The organism is Bradyrhizobium sp. USDA 3262 (assembly GCF_054060035.1).
The window spans coordinates 5,982,924-5,999,481 of the sequence record NZ_JBSSCT010000001.1; the positions used below are offsets into that span (position 1 = coordinate 5,982,924).

The window sequence follows — 16,558 nt, forward strand, 5'->3', positions numbered from 1 at the left end:
TCTCCGTTGGCTAACGGATAAGCCGCAGGGAATGCCTTGGTTCCTCGCCGGGGCTCATTTATTTTCGCAGGTGCAGCATGAAAAACGCACCGGCCGGGCATGACCGATGCGTTGACTGGAGCAAGGTTGAACTGGAGGAAGGCTGCCGGTCTTCTCGAGCGGCCGGCTTGGCCATCAGGCGAAAACAGGAAGGCTTAGAGGCGATACAGGATCTGGTCGGTCCAGAAGCGCTCGAGGCGATGCAGCGACTTGTTGAGGCTCGCGAACTCCTCGTTCGAGATGCCGCCGACCTGCTCCACCGTCTTGACGTGCTTCTGATAGAGCGCATCGACGATCTTGCGGACTTCCTGGCCCTGCGGGGTCAGGCGGATGCGGACCGAACGGCGATCGACGCGCGAGCGCTGATGATCGAGGAAGCCGAGCTCGACGAGCTTCTTCAGATTGTAGGAGACGTTGGAGCCGAGATAGTAGCCGCGGGTGCGCAGCTCGCCGGCGGTCAGTTCCTTGTCGCCGATGTTGTACAGGAGCAGCGCCTGCACCGAGTTGATGTCGGCGCGGCCGCGACGATCGAATTCGTCCTTGATGACGTCGAGGAGCCGGCGATGCAGCCGCTCCACCAAAGTCAGGGCTTCGAGATAGAGCGGCTGCACCGGAGCTTGATCGGCAGCGCGATCAGCGGCATTCGCCGCCGTTGTCGCAACGGCTTTCATCATGACACTTCCCCTGTTTGTCGTTTTTATCGACTTTATTCGACGAAACTTGTGTCCCGCCTGATAGGTCCAACGTAAGGGGGCCGTTTGAATATCCGCTTAAATAAGAGAATAAAGAGATCATGAATTTAAGACAGTGAATCGTGGATTAAGCCCATGGATCAAAGGCTTTTCGCAACTTTTCATTGACGGTGGCAGACCCTTGTTCACGCTTCGTCTGCCTGCCCTGTCACATTCGGAAACAGCATCGTCTGAATTCGAAACGGTGGCGTAACGGGTATGAGGGAACCCTTTACGGTGACCGATCGGTTACCGGAAAATTCTTTGAAAATTTTATCGGAGTGCATCGGCGGGACGTGCACGCGATGCGCGCAAGCGGTGCCGACCTGTTGCGGGGGCCAGACCGGTTCCGCCGTCGGCCCGCGCAAAGCCGGCCGGCACACGCGCCGAGATCCGGTGAAATGGGTCCCGACGGCAGGTCCCGTAGAGACGGTCCCGGAAGGGGGTGTCTCAAACGGATGCGATCTGTCGGCACCCACCTATCAGAACCAGCGATGCTGTCTTCTCGTTGCGCGCACGGCTGCCAAATATTGCCGGCCGCGGCCAGCTATTCATGGCCCTGTCGCCACGGGGCAACAGTGCATCAGGCCAGCGCCGCACGCCGGCCTATGGCGGGCGTTCGCGCGCCGACATCCAGGCCAGCGCGAGATAGGCCGCGAGCATAAAGGCCTCGAGCCCGACCACGGTGAGACTGCCGCCATAGATGCCGGGAAACATCAGCTCGATGACCGCCATCGACACCACGGTGGTCAGCCACACCACGGCGCCCCAGGGCGTCGCGAGCCAGAGGCCGACGGCGGCGACGAGCTCGATGACGGCGAAATAGATCGTGGCGGTCTGCCAGGCCATCGACTGGTTTTCGAACGCCTCCTCCTCGCCGCCGACGAAGCCGGTCACCTGGGCCCAGTGATAGAGGCCCTTGGCGACCGAGACGACGGCCATGATGCGCAGGAAGATGACGAGGCGCCGCGTCCACGCATTGTCGTCCGGCTCGATCCGGTCGGACGAGATCGCGCTCACCGAGATGGCATTGTCCCGCGCCTGATCGCGTGCAGAGGTGTCAGACATCCGAATCGCCGCATAGCGGCTGCAAAATGGGGTTCATGGGCGCAGTCTTGGCCCGCCGGGGACGCAAAATCAATTGCCGTTGCGGCAAATCAAGGGCGCCAAGGATGCAATAGCGGCGCAATGACGGCGCCCCTGACAGGTGCTAGAACTGGACTTATATCAGGTCCAGACCTTATCAGGTCCAGAACTGCCGTCCGTCGAGGAGAAGAAGACATGGCGATCAAATTCGGGCGCCCGATCGAACTGCGCGACGCGCCGCGGCGCCAGACTGACACCCTCGCCTCCCCCTCGCTCGACCTCACGATCCGGATGCGGCGCAATCGCAAGTCGGAATGGGCCCGCCGCCTGGTGCGCGAAAACGTGCTGACCACCGATGACCTGATCTGGCCGATGTTCGTGGTCGATGGCCACAACACCCGCACGCCGGTGGCCTCGATGCCCGGCGTCGACCGGCTCACCGTCGACCAGATCGTCCGCGACGCCGAGCGCGCGGCAAAGCTCAACATTCCCTGCATCGCGCTGTTCCCGTTCACCGAGCCGTCGCTGCGCGACGAGCAGGGCTCGGAAGCGCTCAATCCCGACAATCTGGTTTGCCAGGCGGTGCGCGCGATCAAGAAGGAGTTTCCCGACATCGGCGTGCTCTGCGACGTCGCGCTCGATCCCTTCACCAGCCACGGCCATGACGGGCTGATCGAGGGTGGCAAGATCCTCAACGACGAGACCGTCGCGGTGCTGGTGAAGCAGGCGCTGACCCAGGCCGAGGCCGGCTGCGACGTGATCGCGCCGTCGGACATGATGGATGGCCGGATCGGCGCAATCCGCGAGGCGCTCGACGACAACGGCTTCGGCGATGTGCAGATCATGTCCTATGCGGCGAAATACGCCTCCGCCTTCTACGGACCGTTCCGCGACGCAATCGGCTCGGCCAAGACGCTGACCGGCGACAAGCGCACCTACCAGATGGACAGCGCCAATTCCGACGAGGCGCTGCGCGAGGTCGAGCTCGACATCGCCGAGGGCGCCGACATGGTGATGGTGAAGCCCGGCATGCCGTATCTCGACATCGTCCGCCGCGTGAAGGACCATTTCGCGATGCCGACCTTCGTGTACCAGGTGTCCGGCGAATACGCGATGATCGCGGGCGCCGCCGCCAATGGCTGGATCGACGGCGAGCGCGCGATGATGGAGAGCCTGGTCGGCTTCAAGCGCGCCGGCGCCGACGGCATCCTCACCTATTTCGCGCCGAAGGCCGCCGAGAAGATCAAGGCGGAGAGCTGATAGTTTCCTCCGCCGTCATTGCGAGGAGTTCGCGACAAAATTGCAAAGCAATTTTGCGCTGGAGCGACGAAGCAATCCATGCCGCCGCGAGCTCAGCAATGCATTGCCTCGCTCCGCTCGCAATGACGGCGTGGAGGTAGAACCGCTCAATTCAGCCGCCGAATCGCCGGAATATTTCGGCTAGTTAATGTTCGCGCAGGCTTGGCGAACGCGCCTCCTGTTCCCATGTCCTGCGCGGGACTTTCATCGGAGGTTGGTCATGTCCTACGGCAATGACGGCGGCACCTGGCGCAACGAGGCCTGGCGCAACGACGGCGGCGTTCCCCCGCATGCGTTCGATCCGTTGATGCAGCCGGACCTGTTCCGCGGCGTGCTGACGCGACGCGTGTTTGCGTTCCTGATCGACCTGTTCGTGCTGTCGGTGCCGGTGATCCTCGCGGTGATTTTCATCGCGGTGTTCGGCCTCGTCACACTCGGTCTCGGCTGGGCGCTGTTCTGGCTGGTCTCGCCGGCCTCGATCGTCTGGGCGATCGTCTATTACGGCGCCTCGATCGGCGGGCAGCACTCGGCCACCATTGGCATGCGCATGATGGATCTGGAACTGCGGACCTGGTACGGCGCGCGCGGCTATTTCGTGCTCGGCGCCACCCACGCGGTGCTGTTCTGGGTGACGATCTCGTTCCTGTCGCCGCTGGTGCTCCTGATCGGGCTGCTCAACGGCCGCCGCCGGCTGCTGCACGACATCATCCTCGGAACCGTCATTATCAACAGCTCGGTCCGGACCCCGGTCGCTCCGGCCGCGCGGGCATCCTATTAGGCCCGCCTAAACCAATTGACCGTTAGCCTCAGGGGGGCGATGCTCACTCGGCTGCCTTTATTGTTTGTGGAGCCCGACGATCTGACGTGACCCAGCATTCGCGTGATACTCCCCAGTTCTATTTGACGGCGCCCTCGCCCTGCCCGTATTTGCCGGGCCGCCACGAGCGGAAGGTTTTCACGCACCTGGTCGGCGACAAAGCGGGCGATCTCAACGACTTGCTGACCCATGGCGGCTTCCGCCGCAGCCAGTCGATCGCCTACCGCCCGGCCTGCGACCAGTGCCGGGCCTGCGTCTCGGTCCGGGTGATCGCCAACGAATTCCGCCCCTCCCGCAACTTCCGCAAAGTGCTGGCCCGCAACGCCGACGTCATCGGCGAGCAGCGCACCGCGGTGCCGACCTCGGAGCAATATTCGGTCTTCCGGGCCTATCTCGACCGCCGCCACCGCAACGGCGGGATGGCCGACATGACCGTGCTCGACTACGCCATGATGGTCGAGGACAGCCATGTCGAGACCCGGATCATCGAGTACCGCAAGCGCAATGCCGACAGCGCGATCACCGGCCGCGGCGACGAGCTGATGGCGGTGGCGCTGACCGACGTGCTCAGCGACGGGCTGTCGATGGTCTATTCGTTCTTCGAGCCCGGGCTGGAAGCCCGCTCGCTCGGCACCTTCATGATCCTCGACCACATCGCCCGCGCCCGCCGGCAGGGTCTGCCCTACGTCTATCTCGGGTACTGGATCGAGGGCTCCAAGAAGATGGACTACAAGGGCCGCTTCCTGCCGCAGCAGCGGCTCGCGCCATCGGGCTGGCTGCGCGTCGACGCCTCAGGCGAGGTGCTCGCCGAGCCGCAGGACTAGCTGCCGAAGAACGTATCGATCAGCAGCTTCACGTTCAGGATCACGATCAGCCCGGCGACGATCCAAGCCGCCACCGCGACGGGGCGCGAAATCGCAAATGCGCCCATCTTGCGCTTGTCGGATACGAAGCGCACCAGCGGGATCACCGCGAACGGCAGCTGCATCGACAGCACGACCTGGCTGAACACCAGCAGCTGCGCCGTGCCGCTCTCGCCATAGAGCGCGGCGACCACGATGACAGGGACGATCGCGATGCCGCGGGTCACCAGCCGCTGCAGCCAGTCGGGCAGCCGCAGATCGAGAAAGCCCTGCATCACGATCTGGCCGGCCAGCGTCGCCGTTACCGTCGAGTTGAGGCCGGACGCCAGCAGCGCCACGGCAAACAGCGTCGAGGCGATGCCCAGGCCAAGCAGCGGCGACAGCAGCTCGAACGCCTGGTCGATCTCGGCGACATCGGAATGGCCGCTCTTGTGGAAGGTCGCGGCCGCCAACACCAGGATCGCGGCATTGACGAACAGCGCCAGCATCAGCGCGATGGTGGAATCGGTGGTCGCCCATTTGATCGCGTCGCGCCGCCCCTCCTCGGTGCGCGGATAGGCGCGGGTCTGCACGATCGAGGAGTGCAGATAGAGATTATGCGGCATCACGGTGGCGCCGATGATGCCGATCGCGATGTAGAGCATCTCCGGATTGGTGACGATCTCGCGCGAGGGCATGAAGCCGCCGATCACCGCGGCAACCGGCGGCGCGGCGGCCGCGATCTGGACGACGAAGCAGACCGCGATGACGATCAGGAGCGCGATGACGAACGCCTCGAGGAAGCGGAAGCCGCGGTTCATCAGGAGCAGCAGCAGGAATGCATCCAGCGCCGCCAGCAGCGCGCCGCCGATCAGGGGAATCCCGAACAGCAGCTTGAGCGCGATCGCGGTGCCGATCACCTCGGCGAGGTCGCAGGCGATGATCGCGGCCTCGCAGGCGAGCCACAGCAGCAGGTTCACCGGCCGCGAATAGGTTGCGCGGCAGGCCTGGGCGAGATCGCGGTCGGTGGCGATGCCAAGCCTTGCTGCGAGCGCCTGCAGCAAAATCGCCATCAGGTTAGAGAGCAGGATGACCGACAGCAGCGTGTAGCCAAACTTCGATCCGCCCGCGAGGTCGGTGGCCCAGTTGCCGGGGTCCATGTAGCCGACCGAAACCAGATAGCCCGGCCCGGCGAAGGCCAGCAGCCGCCGCCACCACAGGCCGCCCGACGGCACCGCGACGGTCGCGTTCACCTCCGGCAGGCTGCGCACATGTCCGGCATCGCCCCGCCAGCCGCCTGGCACGGCATTGGGAACGGAAACGGAAGAGAGTTCAGGGGTCCGAGCATCCATCCGGCAAGGATGGCCGATCTCTCCCGTTATTGCAACTCATTTGCAACTGCATCTAGGCTCACGAAAATGATACCAGCCACCCTCCTTGTAAAGCACTGAGGAAGTGCTTTACGTTAGATGCATGATCAAGCTGCCCGTCGAGACGCCGACCGCGACGCTGCGCTACGCCCTCGCCCCTGACCTTTCAGGCACCGAGGCGATCGAGGCGACCTTTGCGGCCTATGACCGGATGATGGCGATCCTCGCCGAGGTCGCCCCCGTCGGCGCCAACCTGGTCTCGTTGCACGCCCAGGCCTACGAGAAGATCCGCAAGGAGACCGGCCTGCCCGCACGGCTGGTGACGCTCGGCCTGCGCGACCGCGCCAATTACATCGCGGCCGCCGCCGTCCGCCGGATACCGCTCGACGACAAGTTGTTCGCGATCAAGGGCCCAACTTCACTGACCATTAGCACTGTCAGCGGACGCGTCTTGGTGCCGTTCGACGTGCCGGGATATGTCTCGGGCTGGGAAAGCCCCTTCCCGGCGCATTTGATCTCGGATGGACGCGGCTACGAAATCCACATCGCCGTCAAATCGAAATCAGCACCACCGGAGGAGAAGACCATGCTTCACGAAGGCATCCTTGCGCGCATGGGCCGGCTTCTTGCCGCCATCGCGAGCCAGACCATCGACAATGTCGAGAACAACAACAAGGTCGCGCTGGTCAAACAGGCGATCCGCGAGATCGACGCCGGCGCCGACGAGGCGCGCTATGCGCTCGGCAAGTCGCGCGCCGAAGAATTCCGTCTGAAGAAGCGGCGCGAGGAACTGGATATCGAAACGACCGGTCTGAACGAGAAGATTCGTCTCGCACTTGCGGAAAATCGCGAGGATCTCGCGCGCGCCGGCGTCGCACGCCAAATTGATCTGGAGTCGCAGGTGATCGCGCTGGAACGCGCGATGGATTTCATCGAGCTCGAAATCGATGAGCAGACCAAGGCGCTTCAGGCCATGCTCGGCGCGCGCCGCGAGGCGGATACGCGCTTGGCCGATCTCGAACAAAGCCTGATCCGCGAGGCCCAGGACGAAACCAGCCGGGGCCTATCGACGACCAATACATTGAGTGCTGAGCGCGCCATGGCGGCGATCGCCCGGGTCACCGGTGTTCCCGCTGCAAGCGTGCTCGGCGACAAGGAGCTTGACGAACTCGATCGCCTGCATCGCGAAAAGGAAATCGCGGCGCGGCTTGAAAGGATCAAGTCAGAAAAATGAGTGCAGTTGGCGACATTCTGCTCGCCCCCGACGTGCGGCCCTTCGCGGTCGCGGCTGCGATCATGGTGGCACTTGGCGGTATCGAATTGCTGAGCACCATGATCGGACTTTCGATCAGCGAACTCATCGGCAAGGATTTCGCGGTCGAGGCCGAGAGCCACAACGCTCTCAGTGGCCTGTTTCTCTGGATCAACGCCGGGCGGCTTCCCCTCCTGATCCTGATCATCCTGATCCTCGGCATCTTCTCGATCGGAGGCTTTCTGCTTCAGGGACTGGCGCATGCCGCAGGCACCGCCATTCCGGTCTCGCTTGCCGCGGTGGTTGCTGCCGCGGGCAGCATCCCCGTGATCAGAAATACCAGCCGCGGCCTCGCCCGCGTCATTCCGCGCGACGAGAGCTATGCCGTCAACGACAGCGACTTTGTCGGCAAGGTCGCGACCGTGTCGGTCGGCCCGCTCGATCAGGGCCTGCCCGGCAGGGTCCGTCTCAAGGATGTCTTCGGCAACTGGCACACCGTGTCGGCGCGTGCCAGCGCGGAGTCCGAGGCATTGCCGGTCGGCGCCAGCGTGCTGCTGGTCGATCGCGACGCCAAGGGCTTCATCGCGATTGCCGCTCCAGCCGACCTCGTCGACCAACAACCGTCTTCCAACAGGGCATAACACATGTGGGAACTTGCTGTACCCGTCGTTATTGGCGTCATCGTCATCCTCGTTATCGGTCTCTTGTTCGCAAAACTCTACAAGCGCTCGACGCGCGACGAAGCCTATGTCCGCACGGGCCTCGGCGGCCAGAAGGTGGTGCTCGACGGCGGCTCGCTCGTGCTGCCGATCTTCCACTCCACCGCCGCGGTGAATCTGAAGACGCTGCGGCTCGAGGTCGCGCGCGGCGGCCCGGACTCGCTGATCACCAAGGACCGCATGCGCGTCGATATCGGCGCCGAGTTCTATCTGCGCGTCAAACCCGACTCGTCGTCGATCGCGCTCGCCGCGCAGACGCTCGGCAACCGCACCAATGACGCGGCCGAGCTGCGCGAGCTGGTCGAGGCCAAGTTCGTCGACGGCCTGCGCTCGGTCGCCGCGACCATGAACCTCGAGGAATTGCAGGAGCAGCGCGCCACCTTTGTCAAGGCGGTGCAGGACGCGGTCGGCGCCGACATCCAGAACAACGGTCTCGAGCTTGAATCGGTATCGCTGACGAAGCTCGACCAGAGCGACATCAAGCACTTCAACCCGAGCAATTTCTTCGACGCGCACGGCCTGACCACGCTGACCAAGATCACCAAGGAGCGTGAGCAGGAGCGCAACCAGATCGTCCGTACCACCGAGGTCAACATCGCCCAGCAGGACCTGGTGGCGCGGCAGACCACGCTGACGATCGAAAGCACCAAGCGCGAGGCCGAGCTCGCCCAGCAGCGCGACATCGCCAACAAGACCGCCGCGATGCGCGCGCAGACGGCGCAGGTCGAGCAGACCGCGTTGCAGAACGAGGCCGAATACCGCATCCAGCAGGAGCTCGCGGTCGCCAACAAGCAGACCGAGGCCAACCAGGCCCGCGACACCCGCAAGATCGAGGCCGATCTCGCGGTCAAGCGCCGCAACACCGAGATGGAGCGCGACCTTCAGATCGTGGCGCAGGAGAGCGCCATCGCGGTCGCGGCCAAGAGCAAGGAGCAGTCGGAGGCCCAGACCATCGCCGAGACCGCGCGCGCCGTCGCGATCGCCGCCGAGGAAAAGGTCACCACCGCCCGCGCCACCGAGATCGCCGAGCGCGACAAGATCATCAACGTGATCGCGGCGCGCAAGGCGGCCGAGACCGACGCGATGCCGATCACGGTGATGGCCGAGGCCGAACGCCAGGCCGCCGCCAACAAGGCGGAAGCCACCAACGTGCTCGCCAAGGCCGATGCGGCCGCCGCCACCACCCGCGCCGCCGGCGTCAAGGCGCTCGGCCAGGCCGAAGCCGAGGTCGCGACGATGAAGGCGGAGGCGCGCAACAGACTGAGCGCCGACATGATCGCCTACGATCTCAACCTCGCGCGGATCAACGTGATCCCGAGCGCGCTCGCCGAGGCGGTGAAGCCGATCGAGAAGATCTCCGACATCCGGATCTTCGACACCGGCAGCATGCTCGGCCGCGGCGGCGCCAACGGCCACGCCAACGGCAATGGCGGCCTCGGGCTCGGCGACGGCCTCGCCGCGCAGCTGCTGTCGGTCTCGGCGTTCAAGCCGATGATCGACAAGATCCTCTCGGAGGCAGGCTTCCCGGCCGGAGCCGACGCACTCAGCAGCCTGACCAGCGCGCTGGCGCAGCACAAGGCCGTGGTCGCCCCGTCGTCTGCAAACGGCGAGGACAGCCGTCCTGCAACACTGGTCGGCACCATCACCGGCCAGCTCGCGCCCACGCCGCAATAAAAGCGCCGAGGTGTTGGGCTGAATGAGTCTGATGGCAAACGCACTTCACCTCTCCCGCTTTGCGGTGGAGGTTGGATCGCATCGACAGATGCGATCCTGTTGCCGCCTCAGGGCGTGATGTTCCCACAGATGGCGCCTGAGCATGGGCGCATTCTTGCCCGTGCATGTCCGCCGTAGGTTCAACAAGTTGTTCTAGGCGAATGGCATGTCGATGAGCCGAAGCTGGATCGCCTTCGCTATCGCATGCGGCCTGTTCGACGCGTTGAGGTGCGCGATCGCACGCTTCATGTGAGAACGTACGGTCTCGCAGGACAAACCGAGGATCAGGGCAATGTCATCCGAGGTCTTCCCTTGCGCGGCGAGGGACAGGCACTCCTTCTCACGCGCGCTGAGCCAGGCCTTGGTGTCGGCGGCTTGGTTCCACAACCATCTCCGGAGAGAGGTGTTCTGGAATTGATGACACAATGCGAACAGCCCATTGACAACCGTCGGTGAAGAACCGGTCTCGTACTTCGTCGCGCTTTCCGAAATCGCGCTGACGAACGCAAATGACCCGTTCGGCATGTGCATCGGAATCGTGATTCCGTAGTGCAGGTTCTTGTCGTTCAGGTGGTCCACGCACGCCCGCTCGCCAGTGCTCAGGCGTTCATGGGCTTGTACATCGATCCACTTCAGGGGCAAGGTTGTCGTGAAGCAGAACCGGTAGTAGGGATCGCAAAGGTGGCTCCAGTGCCGATCCCATCGATTTGGAAAGGCTCGCGTCTTCACGACGGGTGACGTGAAGCTGCCGTCTTGCGCTCTCGGCGTGCTGGCCATGCCGTAGGCGAAGGAGGAAAAACCCAGCTCCGACAGGGCTTGATGCAAGGCATCCAGGGCGGACTCGAGGTCACCCGCCTGTTCGAGGTCGGCCGCGAAGCGTCCCATCAGAGCTTCGCGGTCGGCGGTGGGAAATGCGTGCGCTGCTGGGAGAGACATCGAGGTCCATCTCTCATCATGGGCCATAATGCTCCGCCTGCGGCTCGCCTGTGTCAAGCCACGCTAGGAGGCCAGCTTCGGTCGCCGATGCTGCCAGGGGCGCGTCGCGCCTTCGAACGCGGACGCGATGCGGAACACCCTCAGGTCGTCATAGGCTGGACCGACAATCTGCATCCCGGTGGGCACGCTTGTTTCGGCATCGAAACCGGTGGGCACGGACATCACCGGGAGGGTGCCGACCAGGTTGAAGGGATACGTCATGAACCAGCCGATAAAGGGGTTCACCGGCTTCCCGTTGATGGTGAGCGGCTCTTCGCTGCTGCGCCCTGCGACGATCTTCGTCGTCGCGGTGGTCGGACAGATCAGCGCGTCGTGGGTCTCGAAGAGCTTCGACATCGACGCGTACATCTTCTGCCGCACGGTATTCAGGTTGTAGAACTTCGTGACGTCGAGCTTCTTGCCCTCTTCGAGGATCTTGATGACGTACGGGTCCACGTCGTTGCGGGACTTGGTCAGAAGACTGCCCGCCAGCGCGTAGAACACGCCCTGCCACCGGGTGTTCCATGTCTCTTCGATTTCCTTGGTCCAGCCGATGTCGACCTCATCGACCACGGCGCCGAGCGAACGCAGGACCGACACAGCATTGCGTGTGTTCTTCTCGACCTCAGGATCGACCGCGAAATAGCCCAGGTCCATCGACAGCGCGATCCTCATGCCGGCGATGCCGTCGAAGGTCGGCGGGATGACCACCTTGTCCCGCAGGGACGACATGTCGGCCGGATGCTGGCCGGAAGTGACATTCTGCATCAGCCCGCAATCGCCGACGCTGCGGGCCAGTTCGCCATAATGGATCAGCCACTCATTCGGGTGCTCGCGGTCGTTGGGGTTGCGTCCCCATGGCGGCTTGTAGCCGAACACGCCGTTCATCGCGGCCGGGATGCGAATAGACCCGCCACCATCCGTGCCGTCCGACAAGGTCGTGTAGCCGGCGGCCAGGGCCGCGCCGCCTCCGCCGGTCGAGCCGCCGGGGGTATAGGCAGGGTTCCACGGGTTGTGCGTGACGCCCCAAAGCAAGGACGCCGTCACACCTGAATGCGCGAACTCCGGTGTCGTCGTGCGGCAATGCATGATCGCCCCTGCGGCGAGAAGGCGCTCCACAGTCGGCGCGAATTGGTCCGGAACGAAATCCTTGTAGAGCCGCGAGCCGTAGGTGGTGATCTTGCCCTTGACGGAGTGATAGTCCTTGATGGCAAGCGTGATGCCTTCCAGCGGGCGGACCGCTTCACCGCGCACGTACTTGCGCTCCGCAATTCGCGCCTGTTCCAGCGCCTCGTCGAAATAGGTGTACGTCGTTGCCTTGAGCGTCGGCTCCCATGCTTCGACCTGTTTGATCTGCGCCCGCAGCAGTTCGACCGGCGATAGCGTCTTGGCCTTGAATCTCGCGAGCGCCTCGCCGGCCGTCAGATAGGCAATGTCGTCGGCATCGGCCTTTTCGGACGGCCCCGCGGCGGCCGCGCGCGATGCTGCCGGCAGGACCGCCCCCGCGACGCCTGCAAGGGCGATGCTCAGGAGCCGGCGACGCTCCGGATTCGGCTGGGCTTCAAAACTCTCGTAGGAGGCTTGGCTCATGATTTCTCGTTTCCCGTTGGTGGAGCCGGTGAGCGACCGGACAGCTTCCGCCAATTCGACGCCGCGCGATTCCAAGTCACAATTCCCCTAAAGGGTGAATCGAGATGAGAACGAGACGGAAATGGTGCTGCCCGCCACGCGGGCCTTTGTTTTGGTGTTGTCGGGAAACGGGTGGGATCGGGCCTCTTCCAACCACACACTACCGGGCAGTCGAATGATCAAGGATTCCGTCATGTCCGCCGATACGCCTCGCCTGCCGGCCACCTTCAACCGCCTGGCCTGGTCCAACCTTGCCGCGCAGTCGGCCGAACAGATTGCGCTTGCGGCTGCGCCGATCGTCGCCGTGCTGCTGCTTGGCGTCGGCGAAGGCCAGACCGGCCTGTTGCAGACCGCGCTGACGCTGCCCTTCATCCTGTTTGCGATCCCCGCCGGCCTGCTTGCCGACCGCGTGTCGCGGCGCTGGGTGATGGCGGGCTCCGAGGCGCTGCGCGCGGCCGCGCTTGCCGCGATCCTGCTGCTCTTGTGGCTTGGCCTGATGACGCTGCCGCTGCTCGCTTTGCTCGGCTTCATCGCGGTCTGCGGCACGGTCGCCTACAGCGTCGCTGCGCCGGCGCTGGTCCCTTCGCTGGTGACGTCACAGCAATTGCCGGCGGCGAACGCCCGCATCGAGCTCGCGCGCACCGTCGCGTTCGCCAGCGGCCCCGCGCTCGGCGGCGTGCTGGTCGGCTGGGTCGGTGCCGCGCCCGCGTTCGGCTTCGCCGCAGCGCTGTCCGCCATCGCAGTCGTGCTGCTCGCCGGCATCTACGAGCCGGCGCGCCAGCCTGCCCCGCTGCGCCATCCGTTGCAGGACATCAAGGAAGGCGCGGCCTTCGTGATGCACCACGCCTTGCTGCGGCCGGTGTTCATCACCCAGTTCATCTTCAACACCGCCTCCTTCCTGCTGCTCGCCGTGTTCGTGCCCTATGCGGTGCGTCATCTCGGGCTCAGCGCCACCGGTGTCGGCACCACGCTTGCGATGTACGGCGTCGGCATGGTGGTCGGCGCGCTGTTCGCCACGCGCGTGATGAAGCGGCTGGCGTTCGGCACCGTGATCGGGCTCGGCCCGGTCACCGGCTTCGTCGCCGCGGCCGTGATGGCGCTGACGACCTGGATTGCGACACCGCTGCTCGCAGGCCTCAGCTTCTTCCTGCTCGGCGTCGGCCCGATCCTGTGGGTGATCTCGACCACCACGCTGCGGCAGTCGGTAACGCCGCCCTCGCTGCTCGGCCGCGTCTCGGCGATCAACATCATGAGCTACGGCGCGCGCCCGCTCGGCTCCGCGCTCGGCGCCATCGTCGGCGGCCTCTACGGCGCCGAGGCCTGCCTCTATCTCGCGGCCGCAATCTTCGCCGCCCAGGCGCTGGTGATCCTGATGTCGCCCGCGGTGTCGCTGACGCGGCAGCCCGACATGGTCGGCGAACCCGTGCGCTGCTGAGCGGACTATCGCATCACGTCATTGCGAGCGGAGCGAAGCAATCCATGTCGCCACTTGCGGGGAGATGGATTGCTTCGTCGCTTCGCTTCTCGCAATGACGGTGGAGAGACGCTAGCTCGCCAGGTACCGCTCGTATTTGCCGCCGACGACCTCGTCGGCGGCGACGGCCGGATCCAGCGTATAGAGATCCTGTGCATGGCCGATGCCGCGCAGCACGAAGCGGCCGGTGGAGACCAGATAGTTGCGGCCGGCGGCGTCGAGCCCGGTGCGGAAATCGGTCGAGGTCAACAGTTCGCGGTCGACCGAGGCGCACATCGAGGCGATCCGGCTGACCTCGTTGACGGCGGGCCCGACCACCGTGAAATCCAGCCGGTCCTCACTGCCGATATTGCCGTAGAACACCTGGCCGACATGGAGCCCGACATAGGCCGTGGTGGTCGGCCGGCCCTCGTTCTCGCGGCGATCATTCAGCACGCGGATGTTATGCCTGAATCTGTGCTCGGCCCGCAGCGCCGCTCGCTTGGCGCTTGCCACGTTCTCGCCGGTGAACATCGCCAGCACGCCGTCCCCGATCAGCTTCAGCACCTCGCCGCCGGCGTCATGGATCGCGTCGATCGAGGCCTGCGCATAGTCGTTGAGGAACGGAATGATCTCGTCCGGACCGATCCGCTCGCTGATTGCCGTGGAGCCGCGCACGTCGGAGTACCACAGCACGGCCTTGATCTTCTCGGTGATGCCGCGCTGCATGCGCCCGCGCAGCACCTGCTCCGCGGTGTCGCGGCCGAGATAGACCCGCCCCAGCGTGCGGGCGATCTCGACCTGCGCGGCCGACTTGATCGCGAGCCCGAGCACCGGCACCAGGTCGCGCAGCGCCGCCATGTGGTTCTCGTCGAACCCGTCCGAATGGCGGGTGGTGTAGTAGGAGTAGAAGCAGTCCATCTCGCCGATCGTGCCGGCCTCGCCGAAGCGATGCACGAAGGCGGCGAAATGCTTGTGGCCCTTCTCGGCCAGCTCGCCGATCATCGAGAAATCGTGCGAGGTGTCGGCGAGATCGATCACTATCTCGTCATGGCCGTTTTCGAGCATGTGGTAGAACGCCGACCGCCGCCAGGTCTGGCTGGCCTCGCCGGTGCTGGTCGAGCCGTATTCGAAGATGTCGGCTTCATTGCTCTCGCCGTCGTTCCAGCGGAAACCGCGTCCTTCGAAGATCGGATGCAGGGTATCGATGAAGACGATCGCCCGCGACAGCGGCATGCCCGCCGCCCGGCAGCGCTCGCAGAAGCCGCGCAGCAGGTCGTTTTCCGGCAGGCCCGTCAGACCCTGGCGGACCAGCCAATTCATCAGGCGCAAACGGGGCGTCAGTTCCATAAGTCGGATTATGCCGGGCAATTGGTGCGGGAGGAAGGCCTGGTGGTCGCGTGACAGATGCGGACGCCAATGCGGCATTGCAAGGCCGCCCGCCTCACCATTTCCCGCGGAACACGGCCGCCGAACGGCGCCGAATCCGCTTCCTTTTGTCCGGCCCTTCGCGCACAACGGCGCATGGACAACGACGCTGGCCCGCCAAACCCGATCCGACGCCTCATGCAATGGGCGATCACCCCGCCGCAATCCTATGGGGTCTACCTTGTCGGCCTCATCCTGGTGTTCGTCCTGTCGTTCTACGCCGGCACGCTGAAACCGAAGCACCCGCCTGCCCCATCGGTGACCGCGCCTGCCGCCCCGCGCGGCTGATCAGATCGATTTGGTTTCCGACGTCGCGATCCAGATGCCTGCGAAGACCGCGATCAGACCGACGACCAGATTGGCCGTGATCGGCTCCCCGACCAATTGCTTGGCAAGCAGCCCGGCGGCGATCGGATTGACCGTCATGGTGTTGGCGACGCGGGTCGGCGAGGCTCGCTCGAGCGCCAGCACCCACAGGATGAAAGCCAGCGCACCGCCGGCTATGCCGAGATAGAGCCCCGCGATCCATTGCGACGTGCCGAACTCGCGCAGCGTCGCCAGGCTGCCAGTGAACGATCCCACCGCCACCAGCGCCGCCGCGCCGGCGCCCATGCCGACGGCAAGGAAGCCGAGCGCGCTGGAGCGGCGGATGAACGGCCGCGACAACACGTTGTAGAAGGCCATGCAGAGCACCGCGGCGGCCATGATCAGTTCGCCGCGCCATGCTCCCGATGGCGCCGCCGCCAGCCCGGATGCCAGCGCCGCCGCCACGCCGAGCACCGCGATTGAGACCCCGATCGATTTCCGCATCGTCAGCGGCTCGATGCCGAGCAAGGCGCCGACCACCATGGTGGAAAGCGGCAAGGTCGCCAGCGCCAGGCTGGCGCGCGCCGCCGTCGTGTAGGACATCGCGAGATTATAAAGCACGAAGAACACGCCGAAGAAGGCGACGCCGAGCGCCGCGACCGCCGGCAAGTCCGCGCGCCGCGGCCACTTCGCGCCGAGCAGAACGGCGGCGGGCAGCACGCAGAGAAAGCCGATCGCCCAGCGCAGGATCGCAAGCGTGATCGGGTCGGCGTTGCCGGCCAGGTAACGCGTGATCGCCGCCGCCGTGCCGCCGAGGCAGCTCGAGACCAAGGCAATCGCAACGCCGATCCACTCGCCCATGCCGATCCCCATGCGTTTTGCATTCGCTTGTGGCATCT

The 16,558-nt window shown here is 64.8% G+C and carries 15 protein-coding genes; 8 read left to right on the plus strand and 7 right to left on the minus strand.

Annotation, left to right across the window (positions count from 1 at the left end; translation table 11 throughout):
* Positions 1-194 precede the first annotated feature (194 nt).
* Positions 195-713, minus strand: coding sequence for a transcriptional regulator LdtR (gene ldtR, locus ACVWYP_RS28060; protein ID WP_028340958.1), 519 nt, complete (start codon positions 711-713; stop codon positions 195-197).
* A 663-nt stretch (positions 714-1,376) separates the two neighbouring features.
* Positions 1,377-1,838 carry a DUF6163 family protein gene (locus ACVWYP_RS28065; protein WP_304495620.1) on the minus strand — a complete coding sequence of 154 codons (462 nt, stop codon included), beginning with the start codon at positions 1,836-1,838 and terminating at the stop codon, positions 1,377-1,379.
* 213 nt (positions 1,839-2,051) lie between these two features.
* On the opposite strand from ACVWYP_RS28065, the gene hemB reads away from it, so the two are divergent.
* The 3 genes from hemB (at position 2,052) to ACVWYP_RS28080 (ending at position 4,796) form a co-directional block, all read left to right on the plus strand.
* Positions 2,052-3,116, plus strand: a complete 1,065-nt coding sequence (gene hemB, locus ACVWYP_RS28070) for a porphobilinogen synthase (RefSeq protein ID WP_304495621.1) — start codon at positions 2,052-2,054, stop codon at positions 3,114-3,116.
* A 259-nt stretch (positions 3,117-3,375) separates the two neighbouring features.
* Positions 3,376-3,933 carry an RDD family protein gene (locus ACVWYP_RS28075; RefSeq protein WP_304495622.1) on the plus strand — a complete coding sequence of 186 codons (558 nt, stop codon included), beginning with the start codon at positions 3,376-3,378 and terminating at the stop codon, positions 3,931-3,933.
* Positions 3,934-4,019: 86 nt separating this feature from the next.
* Positions 4,020-4,796 (plus strand): arginyltransferase, encoded by a 777-nt coding sequence (locus ACVWYP_RS28080; RefSeq protein ID WP_028340961.1) that lies wholly within the window; start codon positions 4,020-4,022, stop codon positions 4,794-4,796.
* Here the strand turns inward: ACVWYP_RS28080 and ACVWYP_RS28085 are convergent.
* Positions 4,793-6,166 (minus strand): Nramp family divalent metal transporter, encoded by a 1,374-nt coding sequence (locus ACVWYP_RS28085; RefSeq protein ID WP_028340962.1) that lies wholly within the window; start codon positions 6,164-6,166, stop codon positions 4,793-4,795. The genes ACVWYP_RS28080 and ACVWYP_RS28085 overlap by 4 nt on opposite strands.
* A 121-nt stretch (positions 6,167-6,287) precedes the next feature.
* Here ACVWYP_RS28085 and ACVWYP_RS28090 point away from each other — a divergent pair, with 121 nt between their 5' ends.
* Genes ACVWYP_RS28090 through ACVWYP_RS28100 form a run of 3 tightly spaced genes read left to right on the plus strand, consistent with a single transcriptional unit; the run spans position 6,288 to position 9,829 of the window.
* On the plus strand, positions 6,288-7,418 hold the full coding sequence (locus tag ACVWYP_RS28090) for a PspA/IM30 family protein (protein WP_304495623.1): 1,131 nt from the start codon (positions 6,288-6,290) through the stop codon (positions 7,416-7,418).
* On the plus strand, positions 7,415-8,077 hold the full coding sequence (locus ACVWYP_RS28095; protein WP_304495624.1) for an OB-fold-containig protein: 663 nt from the start codon (positions 7,415-7,417) through the stop codon (positions 8,075-8,077). The genes ACVWYP_RS28090 and ACVWYP_RS28095 overlap by 4 nt, the downstream gene beginning before the upstream one ends.
* A 3-nt stretch (positions 8,078-8,080) precedes the next feature.
* A complete protein-coding gene (locus ACVWYP_RS28100) occupies positions 8,081-9,829 on the plus strand; it encodes a flotillin family protein (protein ID WP_304495625.1) in 1,749 nt (582 codons plus the stop codon).
* A 192-nt stretch (positions 9,830-10,021) separates the two neighbouring features.
* On the opposite strand, the gene ACVWYP_RS28105 is transcribed toward ACVWYP_RS28100, so the two are convergent.
* Positions 10,022-10,753, minus strand: a complete 732-nt coding sequence (locus ACVWYP_RS28105; protein ID WP_304495626.1) for a helix-turn-helix transcriptional regulator — start codon at positions 10,751-10,753, stop codon at positions 10,022-10,024.
* Positions 10,754-10,867: 114 nt separating this feature from the next.
* Entirely contained in the window at positions 10,868-12,508 is a 1,641-nt protein-coding gene (locus ACVWYP_RS28110; RefSeq protein WP_304495627.1) for an amidase, read from the minus strand.
* Positions 12,509-12,665: 157 nt separating this feature from the next.
* Here ACVWYP_RS28110 and ACVWYP_RS28115 point away from each other — a divergent pair, with 157 nt between their 5' ends.
* Positions 12,666-13,907, plus strand: coding sequence for an MFS transporter (locus ACVWYP_RS28115; protein ID WP_304495628.1), 1,242 nt, complete (start codon positions 12,666-12,668; stop codon positions 13,905-13,907).
* 111 nt (positions 13,908-14,018) lie between these two features.
* Here ACVWYP_RS28115 and ACVWYP_RS28120 read toward each other — a convergent pair whose 3' ends face one another.
* Entirely contained in the window at positions 14,019-15,275 is a 1,257-nt protein-coding gene (locus ACVWYP_RS28120; protein ID WP_304495629.1) for an adenylate/guanylate cyclase domain-containing protein, read from the minus strand.
* A 174-nt stretch (positions 15,276-15,449) separates the two neighbouring features.
* Between ACVWYP_RS28120 and ACVWYP_RS28125 the strand changes: the two genes are divergently transcribed.
* The gene (locus tag ACVWYP_RS28125) at positions 15,450-15,641 is read left to right on the plus strand and encodes a hypothetical protein (RefSeq protein ID WP_304495630.1); all 192 of its coding nucleotides are present in this window, start codon (positions 15,450-15,452) and stop codon (positions 15,639-15,641) included.
* Here the strand turns inward: ACVWYP_RS28125 and ACVWYP_RS28130 are convergent, their stop codons facing one another.
* On the minus strand, positions 15,642-16,520 hold the full coding sequence (locus ACVWYP_RS28130; protein WP_304500319.1) for a DMT family transporter: 879 nt from the start codon (positions 16,518-16,520) through the stop codon (positions 15,642-15,644).
* Positions 16,521-16,558 lie beyond the last annotated feature (38 nt).